This is a genomic window from Arthrobacter stackebrandtii, assembly GCF_017876675.1.
Lineage (GTDB): Bacteria > Actinomycetota > Actinomycetes > Actinomycetales > Micrococcaceae > Specibacter > Specibacter stackebrandtii.
In genome coordinates this window covers 1,269,316-1,284,027 of sequence record NZ_JAGIOI010000001.1, presented here as the reverse complement: position 1 = coordinate 1,284,027, position 14,712 = coordinate 1,269,316, and the positions used below count along the sequence as shown (strand labels likewise).

At 64.0% G+C, this 14,712-nt stretch carries 14 protein-coding genes; 10 read left to right on the top strand and 4 right to left on the bottom strand.

Going from position 1 to position 14,712, the window contains the following annotated elements; all coding sequences use genetic code 11:
- Positions 1 to 31: 31 nt before the first annotated feature.
- The 8 genes from JOF48_RS05300 to JOF48_RS05265 all read left to right on the top strand — a co-directional run bounded on the left by JOF48_RS05300 (position 32) and on the right by JOF48_RS05265 (position 7,833).
- The gene (locus tag JOF48_RS05300) at positions 32 to 1,150 is read left to right on the top strand and encodes an ABC transporter ATP-binding protein (protein WP_209678082.1); all 1,119 of its coding nucleotides are present in this window, start codon (positions 32 to 34) and stop codon (positions 1,148 to 1,150) included.
- Entirely contained in the window at positions 1,147 to 2,070 is a 924-nt protein-coding gene (locus JOF48_RS05295; protein WP_209678079.1) for an ABC transporter permease, read from the top strand. The genes JOF48_RS05300 and JOF48_RS05295 overlap by 4 nt, the downstream gene beginning before the upstream one ends.
- 2 nt (positions 2,071 to 2,072) lie before the next feature.
- Positions 2,073 to 2,888 (top strand): ABC transporter permease, encoded by an 816-nt coding sequence (locus tag JOF48_RS05290; RefSeq protein WP_209678076.1) that lies wholly within the window; start codon positions 2,073 to 2,075, stop codon positions 2,886 to 2,888.
- 187 nt (positions 2,889 to 3,075) lie between these two features.
- Positions 3,076 to 3,864 (top strand): LamB/YcsF family protein, encoded by a 789-nt coding sequence (locus tag JOF48_RS05285; protein ID WP_209678073.1) that lies wholly within the window; start codon positions 3,076 to 3,078, stop codon positions 3,862 to 3,864.
- Between the two features lies 1 nt (position 3,865).
- A complete protein-coding gene (locus tag JOF48_RS05280; RefSeq protein WP_209678070.1) occupies positions 3,866 to 4,582 on the top strand; it encodes a 5-oxoprolinase subunit B family protein in 717 nt (238 codons plus the stop codon).
- Positions 4,579 to 5,601 (top strand): 5-oxoprolinase subunit C family protein, encoded by a 1,023-nt coding sequence (locus JOF48_RS05275; RefSeq protein WP_209678067.1) that lies wholly within the window; start codon positions 4,579 to 4,581, stop codon positions 5,599 to 5,601. Before JOF48_RS05280 ends, JOF48_RS05275 begins: the two co-directional genes overlap by 4 nt.
- Positions 5,602 to 5,654: 53 nt before the next feature.
- A complete protein-coding gene (locus JOF48_RS05270; protein ID WP_209678064.1) occupies positions 5,655 to 6,998 on the top strand; it encodes an MFS transporter in 1,344 nt (447 codons plus the stop codon).
- 76 nt (positions 6,999 to 7,074) lie between these two features.
- Entirely contained in the window at positions 7,075 to 7,833 is a 759-nt protein-coding gene (locus tag JOF48_RS05265) for an SDR family oxidoreductase (RefSeq protein ID WP_209678061.1), read from the top strand.
- A 77-nt stretch (positions 7,834 to 7,910) separates the two neighbouring features.
- Here JOF48_RS05265 and JOF48_RS05260 read toward each other — a convergent pair whose 3' ends face one another.
- Genes JOF48_RS05260 through JOF48_RS05245 form a run of 4 tightly spaced genes read right to left on the bottom strand, consistent with a single transcriptional unit; the run spans position 7,911 to position 11,967 of the window.
- On the bottom strand, positions 7,911 to 8,912 hold the full coding sequence (locus tag JOF48_RS05260) for a sugar phosphate isomerase/epimerase family protein (protein ID WP_209678058.1): 1,002 nt from the start codon (positions 8,910 to 8,912) through the stop codon (positions 7,911 to 7,913).
- A gap of 11 nt (positions 8,913 to 8,923) precedes the next feature.
- Complete coding sequence (locus JOF48_RS05255; RefSeq protein ID WP_209678055.1) at positions 8,924 to 10,111, bottom strand: Gfo/Idh/MocA family protein; 1,188 nt, start codon at positions 10,109 to 10,111, stop codon at positions 8,924 to 8,926.
- A 9-nt stretch (positions 10,112 to 10,120) separates the two neighbouring features.
- On the bottom strand, positions 10,121 to 11,227 hold the full coding sequence (locus JOF48_RS05250; RefSeq protein WP_209678052.1) for a Gfo/Idh/MocA family protein: 1,107 nt from the start codon (positions 11,225 to 11,227) through the stop codon (positions 10,121 to 10,123).
- Positions 11,228 to 11,232: 5 nt separating this feature from the next.
- Complete coding sequence (locus JOF48_RS05245; RefSeq protein ID WP_209678049.1) at positions 11,233 to 11,967, bottom strand: sugar phosphate isomerase/epimerase family protein; 735 nt, start codon at positions 11,965 to 11,967, stop codon at positions 11,233 to 11,235.
- 137 nt (positions 11,968 to 12,104) lie between these two features.
- On the opposite strand from JOF48_RS05245, the gene JOF48_RS05240 reads away from it, so the two are divergent.
- Together JOF48_RS05240 and JOF48_RS05235 are read left to right on the top strand one after the other, a co-directional pair.
- Positions 12,105 to 13,337, top strand: a complete 1,233-nt coding sequence (locus JOF48_RS05240) for an ROK family transcriptional regulator (RefSeq protein ID WP_209678046.1) — start codon at positions 12,105 to 12,107, stop codon at positions 13,335 to 13,337.
- On the top strand, positions 13,334 to 14,413 hold the full coding sequence (locus JOF48_RS05235) for a LacI family DNA-binding transcriptional regulator (protein ID WP_209678043.1): 1,080 nt from the start codon (positions 13,334 to 13,336) through the stop codon (positions 14,411 to 14,413). The genes JOF48_RS05240 and JOF48_RS05235 overlap by 4 nt, the downstream gene beginning before the upstream one ends.
- Positions 14,414 to 14,712: the final 299 nt, after the last annotated feature.

Sequence of the window (14,712 nt, the reverse complement as noted above, 5' to 3'; positions counted from 1 at the left end):
TTCACACTTACCGCTCCAGGAGAACCAAACCATGACTGAATCAAAACTGTCGATCGTTGATCTAACGAAGAAGTACGCTGCAGGCCTGGCGCCCGCCGTCGACCGCCTCAACATGGAAGTGGAGGAAGGGCACCTGGTGGCACTTCTGGGACCGTCCGGCTGCGGCAAGACAACAACGCTGCGAATGGTTGCCGGCCTGATGGATCCCACCGCCGGGTCCATCATGGTCGACGGCCGCGAAATCACCCAGGAACCCGTCAACAAGCGCGGCATGGGAATGGTTTTTCAGTCCTATGCACTCTTCCCGCACATGAACGTTGAGCAGAATGTGGCCTTCGGGCTCCAGATGCGCCAGGTTCCCAAAGCCGAACAAAAGGTCCGTGTCGCCGAAGCCTTGGACATGGTCCAGTTGGGCCACCTTGGCAAGCGGGCCACCAAGGCGCTCTCCGGTGGCCAGCAACAGCGCATCGCTCTCGCGCGGGCGCTTGTCGTCGAACCCACCCTGCTGCTGCTCGATGAGCCGCTGTCCAACCTGGACGCCAAGCTTCGCGACACGATGCGCACGGAAATCAGGTCCATCCAGCAGCGCACCCGGGCCACCACCCTGTTCGTAACGCACGACCAGGACGAGGCCCTGGACATGGCCGACCGCATCGCCGTCATGAACGGCGGCCTCATTGAGCAGTTCGGCTCGCCCGTCGATGTCTACGAACGTCCCCGCACACACTTTGTTGCCAACTTCATCGGCCAGGCAAACTTCCTCACCATCACAGTTGGCGAAGACGTCGGCCAGGCCTCCGCGGCCGGGGAGCGGAACTACAAGATCGAGGTGCCGGGGCTGGGACAGTTCGGCGCCGTGGGCGCCCCCGGACTGACCGGCAACAGCCTGCCCGTGCTCATCCGCCCGCACCGCCTCAGGGCTTCCCTGCAGCCGTCAACTTCCGCCCAGGAACTCAAGGGCACCGTTGAACAGGTCAGTTACACAGGTGACACCCTGACGATCGCCGTCAGGGTCGGCGATGAAATCCTGCAATCGCAGCTCCACACCACCAGCGGCAGCCTGCCGCACACCGGTGACACGGCATACCTGTCGTGGGACCCCGAGCACGCGTACATCCTCCCGGAGCATGCGAAAGCGGTTGCGGCATGACAATGATCAAGACAGAAAACCCTGTTCCCGGAATCCGCAAGGGCCTGGAATCGGGCGTTCTTGAAGCGGCTGCGAACAAGCGGCGCAAGCGCGCCTACCTGGCCTTGCTGATACCGGGGATTCTCGGACTGCTGGTCAGCTTCGTCTTTCCGCTGCTCTATATGGTCAGGATGTCCTTCAACGAAGGAGCGCCGGACGGCGTCGTCATCGACACCTTCACATTCCAGACCTACATCAAGCCCCTCACCGACCCCTACTACTGGCGGGTCACGCTCGACACGTTCAGGATGGGCCTGACCGTCGGCGTGCTGTGCCTGGTTGTGTCCTACCCGATCGCACTGTTCCTCGTGCGCAGCACCAGCAAATACAAGGGGCTACTGCTCGCCATCGCCATTGCACCGCTCCTGACATCCGCTGTTGTGCGCACCTACGGCTGGATGGTCATTTTGGGCACCAACGGCCTCGTCAACACTTCACTGGAATCCATGGGCCTCATTGGCTCACCGCTGAAACTGACCAACAACATGACTGGCGTGACCATAGGCCTGGTCGAGATCTTCATGCCCTATGCGATCCTGGCCATGATCTCCGGATTTGGGCGGCTCAGCCCGCAACTGGAGGAAGCGGCCGGATCACTGGGTGCGAGCAAGTTCAAGGTATTCATGCGGATCACCCTGCCGCTGAGCCTTCCCGGTGTTTTCACTGCGTTCCTACTGGTCTTTGTCATGGCCATCAGCACGTTCATCACCCCGCGACTCCTTGGCGGCGGCAGTGTGCAAGTGCTGGCCACGGAAATCTACGACCAAACCACGGGCCTGCTGAACTGGCCGTTTGCTGCTGCCCTGTCCGTCATCCTGCTGGTCCTGTTCGGCACCATCATTGCCATATACCAGCGCATCGTCCAAAAGATCGGAGGCTGACCATGAGTGAACTCCGCCTTTTCAAACCGCGGTTCAATCCCGCGAAGCCGATATTCAACATCGTCGTCTTTCTTCTCTACCTCTTCCTGCTGGCGCCGCTGATCATCGTCTTCGTGGTGTCCTTCGCATCCAACCAATACCTCTCCTTCCCGCCCGAGGGCTTCACGCTGAAGTGGTACCAGGCGCTTCCCTCGGAAACCATCTTCGTGGAAGGCATGAAGGTCAGCCTCATTGTGGCCGCGTTCGTCACGGTGGTTGTCCTGGCCATCGGCGTTCCCGCGGCGATGGCCCTGCAACGGTTCGAATTCAAGTCCAAGCCGGCGATGGAAGCGTTCTTTCTTTCGCCGCTGCTGACGCCCAGCATCGTCCTGGCATTGGGCATGGTCCTTCTGTTTGGGCCGTTGAACCTGAACAACACATACACAGGGATCATCATTGGGCACGTGGCCATCACCATCCCCTTCGTCATCCGGACCACCATCATGAGCCTGGCCACCGCCGACACCTCGTGCGAGGATGCGGCACGCATCCTCGGTGCCGGCCCCTGGACGGTGTTTCGCAGGGTCACCCTGCCGATCATCCGCCCCGGTGTCATTGCCGGCGGAGTCATCGCCTTCATCGTCTCTTTCGACGAAGCGGTGATCTCGCTCTTCGTCGCCGAATCCGGGCTCCCGACACTTCCCGTCCAGGTCCTTCGGTATGTGGAAAACTCGGCCGATGCGGCCGTGGCCGCACTCTCGGTGATCCTTATCCTGATCTCCCTGGCCGTCGTCGTTGTGGTGGAACGTGTCATGGGGCTCCGCAAAGCCCTCAATTAGAACCCCTTGGCGGGTGTCGGCGGATGCCCGGCACCCGCCATTTCCGTGGCGTGGGTCATAAGCCGAAGCTGTCTCATGACAGTTTTTAGGTCTTTGTGTGAGCCAACTCTCGGTGACAGACTCAATGACATGAAACCGGGAAACAGCTCCCGGCACGGAACGCCAAACAACGTATAGGAAGGCAGCAATGGGGCCCACAATTGATCTTGTCGCAGATCTCGGCGAAGGATTCGGCGCCTGGAGCATGGGGGACGACAAGGCGCTGCTGGACATCGTCTCCAGCGCCAACATCGCCTGCGGATTTCACGCCGGGGACCCCGACATCATGGAGGCCACCGTTGCCGAATGTGTCCGCCGCGGAGTCAGCATCGGGGCACACCCCAGTTTTCCAGACCTCAGGGGATTTGGCCGCCGTGCCATGGACCTGACCGCCGCCGAAGTCCGCAACGACGTCCTATACCAGCTCGGCGCCCTGAACGGCTTCGCCGCCTACCACGGTACCGAAATTTCACACATTGCCCCCCATGGCCGCCTGGGCAACCTCGTGGCCACCAGGGCGGACTACGCCGATGCGGTGGCCGATGCGGCGGCCCGCGTGCGCCCGGACCTCATCCTGGTGGCGCAGGACGGGGAGCTGTCCAAGGCCGGCTCGGAGCGTGGGCTGCCAGTCGGAATTGTGGGAATCATCGACCGCGCCTACATGCCTGACGGCACGCTCGTTCCCCGCAGCCAGCCGGGTGCGGTCATCCGCGACGCCAAGGCAATCGTTGACCGGACCATTCGAATGGTCTGTGAAGGACTGATCCGGGCCGTGGACGGAACTGACCTCCCGATCACTGCAGACACGGTGCTGCTGCACGGAGACAACCCGGGTGCCGTGGACCTTGCGAGGCTTATACGCACCGAACTGACGGCCTCCGGCGTGCGCATTGCGCCGCTCCGCAAGGTCCTTGAGAACAAGCGGCTGGTGGCCTGACATGGGTGCATCCACCACCATCGAGGTGCATGAAGCTGGTGACGCGGCCCTGCGGGTCGTCGCCACCACCGGCGACCGGGAGCATGACTGGAAGACAGTCCATGCCCTGGCCGGCTGGCTTGACTCGTCAGGCATGGACGGCATCCACGGGGCCGTCCCCACCTATGATTCGCTGCTCGTGGAGTTTGACTCCCACCTCACCTCGGCGCGCCAGGTGCGTGCCATTGTGCTCCTGGCGATGCGCCAGATCGACTTCGTCGGCGCCACCTCCCGCACCCCTCGGCAATTTGAAGTACCCGTGGTCTATGGCGGGCAGTTCGGCCCGGACCTGGCACGCGTGGCCGACCATGAAGGCCTTGGCGTTGAGGAAATCATCCGGCTTCACACAGCCAAGTCTTATGTCATCCGCTGCCTGGGCGCACCCGCCGGTTCACCCATGATGGACGGTCCCGACTTTCCCCTGCCGGTTCCGCGGCTGAAGGACCCACGCATCTCAGTACCGGCAGGTGCCGTTTCGGTGGCCGGCCGGCAGGCGGTCATCGCGCCGGCCTCCGCTCCGGGCGGCTGGTGCGTCATCGGACAGACACCACTGACGCTGCTTGACGCATCCAGGGAACCACTGGTGCCCTACCTGCCCGGGGATGTCCTGCGCTTTCACCGGATTTCACCCGAGGACTTCGCACGCTACGACGGCCAACCGCTGGAGGCTTTGCCATGACTGGGACACTTCTGGTTCAACAAGGCGGCCACAGCGTCGTCACCGACCTTGGCCGTGTCCGCGGCCCGCGCTACGGCCTGCCCGTCAACGGTGCCCTGGACCAGTTTTCTGCACGTGCGGCGAACATTCTCGTGGGAAACCATGACAATGAGCCGCTGCTGGAAATCACCGCATTGGATGTCCGGCTGCGCAGCACCGAGGACATCCTGATATCCGTGACGGGGGCGTCCCTGACCTTGACCGTGGGAGGCAGGGAATGCCCGCAGTGGGAGCCGGTCTCGGTGGCAGCAGGGGAAACGATTTCCATTCGCGCCATGAGGGGCGGCCTGCGTGCGTACCTTGCAATCCATGGCTCCGTCGAAACACCCACCCTTCTTGGCAGTTGCGCGCCCGACACGGTGGTTGGCTTCGGCCACCGGCTCATGGACGGGGACTCCCTGGCAACGAGGCGGAGCGTACGACCCATCCGCCAGCCCTATTTTGACCTGCCGCTGTTCCGGCTCGGACTGTCCAGGCCCGGCATCAGCACGCATCCGGTCATTGAGGTCACGGACGGCCCGGACATCGAGGAGTTTGGCGAAACAGCCCAAAAGCTGTTCAGCGGTTCCTACACTGTCGGTGACCGCAGCAACCACATAGGGCTCCGGCTCCGCGGCGACCTGCCCGAGCGGCAGCTCACCTCAGAGGTGCTCTCACGCGGAGTGCCCGTGGGGGCCGTCGAAGTCCCCTCGCGGGACGAACTGCTGGTGCTGCACCGAGGACGCGGAGTGACCGCGGGATATCCCGTGATGGCAGTGGTCACAAGCCTTTCTCTCGATGCCCTGGCGCAAGCCCGGCCAGGACATCTCATCACCTTTCGCCACACGACAGTTGCCGAAGCCACTGCGAACCACCGCTCCGCAATGCGTGAGCTGGATAAGCTGCGGACCCGCGTCAATACAGTATTCGGCCTGCTCGGCTTGCAGAGCGGAACCACCGGGAGCGGAGCCAACGCTCTCGAGAGCAATCAAACGGCCTGAGGCTATGAACCACCCCAGCCACGGCCCGTCCATGAATTCAATGAGGAATATAGATGACAAGCACAACAATGCGTGTTGAAAGCACGCCAGAGGCACCGCTCAACGCGGCACAAACCCGGAAGGTCGTCACCGCCGGGTGCGTAGGGATCTTTGTCGAGCTTTACGACAACGGCATCTTTGCCTTCATGGCCGGGACCCTGGCCCTGGTCTTCCTGGCGCCGGGCAACCCTGACAACGCCTTGCTGTTCGTCTTTGCCGGCTACGCCATTTCCTTCCTGGTCCGCCCGCTGGGAGCCGTCGTCTGCGGCTATCTCGGAGACCGGATCGGGCGCCAACGTCTCCTGGTCTTCGTCATTCTTTTGATCAGTGTGGCCACTGCCGGCATCGGCATGCTGCCCGGCTATGCCGCCATCGGCATCGCAGCACCCATCCTTCTGATCACCCTGCGCCTTCTCCAAGGCTTCTCGGTCGGCGGCGAATCGGCCGGTGCCATGACGTTTCTGGCCGAACACGCACCCGAGGGCAGACGCGGCATCATTACCTCGTATGCCCAAATCGCCTCTTTTGCGGCACTCCTCACAGGCACACTGGTGGCCTACTCCATGTCGCCATGGCTCACCGAGGAAGCCATCAACGGCGGCGGATTTGGTGCGTTTGCCTGGCGCATCCCGTTCCTGGTGGCCATCCCGATGGGCTTCATTGGCTGGTACATCAGGAAGTCGATCACCGACACCCCCAACTTTGAGAAGCTCAAGGAGGAAGGCGGGCTGTCCAAGAACCCGCTGAAGGAAGCGTTCGCCACCCCCGTCCACCGGCGGGCCATGCTGCTGGCGCTCTTCATTCCCCTGATGAACGGCTCCGGGTACTACGTCCTGTTCTCTTTCATGCCAACGTTCCTGAAGGGAGAGCAGCTCAACTTTGGCATAGGCCAGGCGCTGCTGGTCACGGCGTGCAGCCTGGTGGTCATCTGCATTGCCATCCCCATCATGGGCAGCCTTTCAGACCGGATTGGCCGTAAGAAGGTCATTGCCGGGTCCGCCATCGCCATGGCCATTGTGGGCATCCCGTCCTATGCGCTCATCGCCACGGGGGAGATGGGCCTGGCCATCCTGGGCGCCTGCATCATGGCGATCGCATTCTCCGGACACACCGCCGTAATCCACATCCTCATCGTGGAACTGTTCCCAACACGGGTGCGGTACTCGGCGTACGGTCTCGGCTACAACGTGTCATCGGCACTTTTTGGTGGAACGGCACCGCTGCTGATGACCTGGCTCATTGCCTCCACGGGCAACATCTACATGCCGGCTTTTTATGCGGTCATCACGGCACTGGGAACCCTGCTGGCAGTCAGCACGGTCCAGGACAGGGCCCACTTGCCGCTGCGCGACGAATAGGCAGCAAGACGGGCAGCCCAACAGCCGTCCGGCGGGTACCAAATAGACGATTCACTACACATATTGGGAGACAACCATGTCATTTTCCGACTACTCAACGGCTCTTGTCACCGGGGCGTCAACAGGAATGGGCGCCGCCATTGCGGAGCGCCTTACGAAGCGCGGCCTGACGGTCCATGCCGTGGCCCGGAACGAGGAACGGCTCGCGGAACTGGCCGACCGGACGGGCGCCATCCCGCACGTTCTCGACCTGACAGACACTGCCGCGCTCACAGCAATGGTGTCGGAGCTGAAGGTGGATGTCCTGGTGAACTGTGCTGGAGTCTCGCGGCCGGGCAACATCCTGACCTCGTCCGAAAACGACATTGACGAGCTCATCGACGTCAACCTTCGCGGCCTGCTCCAGCTGACCCGCCTGGTCCTGCCGGGCATGGTTGAGCGGGATCTGGGGCACATCGTCAACATCAGCTCCATCGCCGGCCTCTACAACTTCTTCGGTCACACCGCCTACCACGCCACCAAGGCGGCCGTTCACCAGGTGTCGCGGCAGCTGCGCAACGACACCCTGGGCAAGCGGATCCGTGTGACGGAAATTTGCCCGGGACGTGTTGAAACCGAGATCTTCGGACGCAACATGGGCGGCTCGCCGGAGGCCATGCAGGAAGCGTGGGAGACGTACTACGAAGGGTACGAATCGCTCACCACCGACGACATCGTCAACGCCCTGGACTATGCCGTTGAGACACCGCGCCACGTTAACGTGGGCATGCTGGAACTCATGCCCACCTTCCAGGTCCCCGGGGGCCTGACCTTCGACCGCCGCGAAGCTGCCTAGGAAAAAACAAGAACGACGGCGGCACCTGGGTGGGAAGAAAATCCCACCCAGGTGCCGCCGTCGTTGGTTAAAAAGAATCAGTCCTGGTTGCTGAAGGCGGCGTCGAAAGACAAGGCCGAGGGGGCGAAGTCGAACTTCTTCAGTGCCGCAAGTGCCTCGGGCGCCCCCTGCAGGCGGTCCATGCCGGCGTCCTCCCATTCGATGGAAATGGGGCCGTCATAGCCGATGGCGGTCAGCGCGCGGAAGGAGGATTCCCAGGGCACGTCGCCCCGCCCTGCGGAGACAAAGTCCCAGCCGCGGCGCGGATCGCCCCACGGCAGGTGCGAGCCCATGACCGTGTTGCGGCCGGTGGGGCGCAGCTTCGTGTCCTTGCAGTCAACGTGGTAGATCCTGTCCTTGAAGTCCCAGATGAAGGAGACCGGGTCGATGCCCTGCCACATGAAGTGGCTCGGATCCCAGTTCAGCCCGAACGCCGGCCGGTGGCCGATCGCCTCCAGTGAGCGGACGGTAGTCCAGTAGTCGTAGGCGATTTCGGAGGGGTGCACCTCGTGGGCGAAGCGTACGCCGCACTCGTCAAAGACGTCCAGGATGGGGTTCCAGCGGTCGGCAAAGTCCTGGTATCCGGCCTCGATGACCGATTCCGGGACGGGTGGGAACATCGCCACATACTGCCATATGGACGAGCCCGTGAAGCCCACAACTGTCTTCACGCCGAGTGCCTGGGCCAGCCGTGCGGTCAGCTTCATCTCCTCGGCGGCTCGCTGGCGCACTCCCTCGGGATTGCCGTCGCCCCACACCTTGGTGCCGACGATCGCCTGGTGGCGGAAGTCGATGGGGTCATCGCACACCGCCTGGCCCTTGAGATGGTTGGAGATGGCCCAGACCTTCAGGCCGTACTTCTCCAGGGTGGCGAGCTTGCCGGCAACGTAGCCGGGCTCGTCCCAGCGCCACGGGTCCAGGTGGTCGCCCGAGCAGGCAATCTCCAGTCCGTCGTAGCCCCATTCGGAAGCCAGCCGGGCAACTTCCTCGAAGGGGAGGTCGGCCCACTGGCCGGTGAACAGGGTGTAGGGGCGTGCCATGAATTCAGTCCTTAGGAAGTGCGGGTGGTGGATATGGCGGGCTCGGCCAGCGTGACGGTTGCGCCGCCGGCGGCGGAGGAGTCCTCGATCGCGGCCAGGACCTGCTGGACGCCGAGCCCCTCCTCGAACGACGGCGAGGGGTCAGTTCCGTCGGCAATGTTCAGCAGGAAGTCCCTGATCTGGTGCGTGAAGCTGTGCTCCCAGCCCAGGACATGCCCTTGCGGCCACCAGCCGGAAATGTACGGATGCACGGGTTCGGTGACCAGGATGCGCCGGAACCCCTGCACTTCGATGGGCTCCCGGGCATTGAGGTAGAACAGTTCGTTGGGGTTCTCCAGGTTGAATGTCAGGGCCCCGTTCGTGCCGTAAACCTCCACCCGCAGCGCATTCTTCTGGCCCAGGGCCACCCGCGAAACATCCACGCTGGCCACGGCACCGCCGGCCATTTCCAGCGTGGCCCAGGCTGCGTCGTCGACCGTGACCGGCTCGGGGCCGTCCGGACCCGGGCGCTCAGTGGTGAAGGTGTGAAGCTTGCCGGAGGCCGCGATGACGGTGTCGCCCAGGAGGTGCTGGACCTGGTCGACGGCGTGGGAGGCGATGTCTCCCAGCGCACCGGAGCCTGCGGTTTCCTTGCGCAGCCGCCACGTCATGGGGGACTCCGGATCGGCCAGCCAGTCCTGCAGGTACGACGCCCGGACCTGCCGGACCGTGCCCAGCTCGCCGTCGGCGATGAGCTTGCGGGCCAGGGCCAGTGCGGGGATCCGGCGGTAGTTGAAGCCCACCATGGACCGGACGCCAATCTCACGGGCGGCCTGCGCGGCGGCGACCATGGACACGGACTCGGCCATGGAGTTGGCGAGGGGCTTCTCAACCAGCACATGCTTGCCGGCGGCGAGGGCCGCCGTCGCAATTTCAGCATGCAGCCAGCCGGGGGCGCAGATGTCGATGATGTCGATGTCCTCGCGTGCAATGACCTCCCGCCAATCCGTGGCAGATTCGCTCCAGCCGTACTTGGCGGCGGCGGCGGCCACGGCCCCGGCATCCCGGCCCACCAAGACCTTTTGCTCGAAAGCGGGGACGTCGAAGTGGTTTGCCACCGAACGCCACGCGTTGGAGTGGGCCTGGCCCATGAAGGCGTAGCCGATGGCGGCGACACCCAGGGGGCGGGTGCCGGGGCTGTTGGATTGGGGGGAGGTCATGGGAGGTTCCTAGAGGGTTGCTGCGGTCGGTGCCCAGTCAACGGGGACCGGCTCGGAGGTCGGGGCGGTGCTGCTGACGGCGACAAATTCACCGCTGTCCACGGACTCGCTGATCGAGACCATGGCGTCGAGCACGTGGTAGGCAAGCTCGCCCGTGGCACGGTGCGGAACCCCGGCACGGATGGCGCGGGCCATGTCCAGCACGCCCAGGCCGCGGCCGTTGTCAGGACCCTCGGCGGCAATGGTGGTCCAGTCGTCCTCGCCGCGGCGGCACAGCTTGATGTCGCCGTCGAAGTTGTTGGGATCCGGCAGCGAAATGGTGCCCTGGGTTCCGGTGATCTCCACAAACCCCATCCGGGCCTTGGGCGACTCGAAGCTGTAGACGCTGTGCGACGACGCGCCGGAGGCAAACTGGACGATGGCGCTGACATGGGTGGGAACCTCGACGTCGAACACCTCGCCCTCCTTGGGCCCGGAACCGATGGTGCGGGTCGGAAAGGCTGTATTGCCCACGGCGGCCACCTTGTCGATGGAACCGAAAGCCTGGACAAGCGTGGTCAGGTAGTAGGGGGCCATGTCAAAGAGCGGGCCGGCGCCTTCCTGGAACAGGAATGCCGGGTTGGGGTGCCAGGATTCCGGACCGGGGGACTGGAACATGGTCAGGGCCGTCAGCGGCGTGCCGATTTCCCCGGCATCGATCAGTCGGCGGGCCGTCTGCAGGCCCGCCCCGAGAAAGGTGTCGGGGGCGCAGCCAAGGCGGACTCCCGCAGCCTGCGCCTCCTTCAGCAGGCCGAGCCCGCTTTCCCTGTCCAAGGAGAACGGCTTCTCCGTCCACACGTGCTTGCCGGCGCGGACAGCCGCGGTGGCCACCTCCACGTGGGCGGCCGGGATGGTCAGGTTGACGATGATTTCCACATCCGGGTGGTTCAGTGCTGCATCCACTCCGCCGGAAACCTCAATGCCGTATTCGGCTGCACGGGCTGCCGCTGCCTCCTCGAAGAGGTCAGCGATGACCAGCACCTTGACGTCGGGGAAGGAAGTGAGATTGTCCAGGTACTGCTTGGAGATGTTGCCGGCGCCAATGAAGGCGATTCCAACGGGTCCGTTTTTTGCCATGGTGCTTAGGCCTTTCCAGCATTGAGGAAGGCAAGGCTTGCGGCGATGCCTTCAAAGATGTCTCCGGCGTAGTCGTCGAACTCCACGACCCCGACTTCCATGTGCTTTGCCGCGCCAATGACGTCCCAGACGGGAACTTCGCCCTGGCCGGCGGGCAGCTGGGCCTTGGTGTCATTGTTCAAGGGGCCGTCCTTGATATGGATGTATTTGACCCGCTCGCCGAGGCTGGTCAGGATGTCGACGGCGTTTGCCCCGCCGACGGAGACCCAATAGGTGTCGACCTCCAACACCAGCTCAGGGTCCAGCAGGGATTCAAGGTACTCCAGTGCCGTGGTGCCGTTGACCTTCGACTCAAGCTCCCACGCATGGTTGTGGTAGCCGACGTGGACGCCGTACCCGGCACCCTTCTTTGCGGCCGCGTTAAGGCCGTCCGCAATCTTCTGGATGTCTTCTGCGCTCTGCCACCGGTCGGCCGGGACGAAGGGGTCTATGACGGTGGTGATGCCCAGCTTGTTGGCCGCGGCAAAGATTTCGTCCTGGTCGGCACTCAGCAGGGGTGCATGGCCGGAAGGGGCGGTGATGCCGTTTTCGGCAAAGGCCTTGGCCAGTTCATCGGCCGTGGCCACAAAGTTGTAGGGCTCAACCTTGGTGAAGCCCAGCTCCGCCACCCGGGCGATGGTGCCGGGCAGGTCCGCCTCGAGTGGCGTGCGGACGGTGTACAACTGCAGGGAATACGTCATTGGAGCTCCTAGCGGGCATGAAAGTGTGTTCCACATCAACCTATGGGAACTTTTGACGAGCGTCAAGCAAAAGTTGACCCGAAATGGCCGATCCTTTGAATTGTGACAGATGGAAGCCTGTGTGTTATTTATTGGGAATGTCAAAGTCACCAGTTCAGCAACATTCGCGATCCGCGGGCCCAACGGCCGCCGAGCCGTTCAGCCACTCCAGGGCCGGTGACGTTTTCCAAGTCCTGCGTGACGGGCAGGCGCGCACGCGCGCGGAACTGGCGGAGATCACCGGGCTGGCCCGCTCCACCGTAGCTGCCCGGATCGAGGCGCTCAGCGCGGTGGGGCTTATAGGTCCGGCAGGCGAGGCCGTCTCCTCAGGCGGGCGACCGCCGTCGCGCTTTGCCTTTCATCCATCTTCCCGGGTGATATTGGCTGTGGATGTCGGCGCCACACACGTCCTCATCGCCCTGACGGACCTTGGCGGGCGGGTGCTGAGCGAACTGCGTGAGAACATCGACATCGCGGCCGGGCCCACACCCGTGCTTGATGCGGTGCTGGAACTGTGCAGCACCGTGCTGGCACAGGCCGGCCGCCATGAGCGGGAGCTGGTGGGAATTGGGATTGGCCTGCCCGGGCCCGTTGAACATTCCTCGGGACGCCCGGCCAGCCCGCCCATCATGCCCGGCTGGGACGGTTTTGACGTTCCGGGCTATGTGCAACAGCGGTACGCGACTGACGTGCTTGTGGACAATGACGTGAACATCATGGCGCTGGGAGAGCGCGCAAACTTCTGGCCCGAAGCGCAGGACCTTCTGTTCATCAAGGTCGCCACGGGCATTGGGGCCGGCATCATCAGCGGTGGACTGCTGCAGCGGGGGGCCGACGGCACCGCCGGCGACATCGGCCACGTCCGCGTGCCCCGGGGCGGGGACGTGCTGTGCCGCTGCGGAAACTACGGCTGCCTTGAAGCCATGGCTTCCGGCCCCGCCGTGGCAGCAACGCTGTCCGCGGCCGGCGTCCCCGCCCAAACTGGCGAGGAGGTGCTGGAATTGGCCCGCCGCGGAAATCTCGCCGCGATCCAGGCCATGCGCCAGGCCGGGCGCGACATCGGCGACGTGCTGGCTGCGTCCGTCAACCTTCTCAACCCTTCCGTCATTGTCATTGGCGGAGGCCTGTCCTCGGCCGGCGAATACCTCATGGCCGGAGTCCGTGAGATTGTCTACCAGCGCTCGCTGCCACTGGCCACGGCGCGCCTGCGGATTGTCCAGTCCATGGCCGCAGACCACGCCGGCGTGCTGGGCGCCGGCCGCATGGTGGTTGACCACGTCCTGGCGCCTGCGTCCGTGGACCGGCTCGTCGCAGCACAGCCGCAAGGGTGAGCCCCGTGGACTCCGGCCCGGCTGGCAAGGTGACCATCAGCGACCTGGCCCGCAGGCTGGGCATCTCCAAGGCATCGGTTTCCTATGCGCTCAACGGCCAGCCCGGCGTCAGCGAATCCACCCGGGCACGCGTCCTGGCCCTGGCCGGAGAACTGGGCTGGTACCCCAGCTCAAGTGCCCGGGCCCTCTCGCAGTCGCGCACCGAGGCTGTGGGGATTGTGCTGTACCGTGATCCGGAACAGATCGGTGAAGAACCGTTTTACATGAGCGTTCTCGCCGGCATCGAGGCCGTGCTGGGCGCCCACGACATGAACCTGCTGTTGCGGATCATGGACCCGCGTACGGTTGCCGGTCCACAGCGCCGGGACCTGGCCGTGTACGAACGGTGGGCGGGGGAGGGGCGCGTGGACGGGATCATCCTCTTCGACCTGGTGCGCGACGACCCGCGGCCCGCCGTGCTGGACCGATTCCGGATGCCCTACGTGCGACTCGGTGCCGGCATCGACACCCCGCCGGGGCCCCGCAATTCCAACCTGACCGTGTCACAGGCCCTGGGCGCGGCCACGGTGGTGGATGCCTTGCACGAACGGGGGCACCGGCGCATCGCCTTTGTTTCCGGACCGGTGGGGTTGGTCCACGAGGAGGTGAAGACAGCGGAGATCCTGGCCCATGCCGCACGGCTGGGCATGACGGTGGCGCTGAGCTCTTCCGACTATTCCGCGGACGACGGCGGATTGGCCACCATTGCGCTGATGGCCGGCCTGGTCCCGGGGGCGCCTGAGTTCCCTACGGCCATCATCTACGGCAACGACCTCATGGCCATTGGTGGACTGCAGGCGCTTGGCCGCCTGAACCTCAGCGTCCCCGGGCAGGTCTCGGTGGTCAGCTGGGACGATTCCATCCTGTGCCGGCTGAGCTCTCCGGGCATTGCCGCCATCGCCCGGAACGTCCCCGAGCTCGGGCGCAACTCCGCCCAGCTGCTGCTGGAGCTGATCGCCGGACACGCGCCCCGCAACCTGGAAGCCGCTCCCGGCGTCCTGAGCGTCCGTGAGAGCCTGGGGCGCAACACCTTTTAGGGCGGCGCGCCGTTCGAATTAAACTGCTGGCCGACGCGGCGTTCCAGTGCAGGCGCGCGGGCCGGCGGTGCTTTCGGCCAGTCATGGGACTGCCCTGCTGCCGCCGGCCAGGACCGCCAACCATTCATAACAACTTGGTAACTTAGCTCATGTGCTGAACCGGTTCAGTTATTCTGGTTACACCACCTTGACTGACCGAAAATACGCGTCTTTTCGGCATGGTTGAGCGATTTTGGCTGATGAAACGGTGGCTCTGTCGAGTTTCGTGAGGCCGTTCTTCATGTCGAAAGTACGTAAGT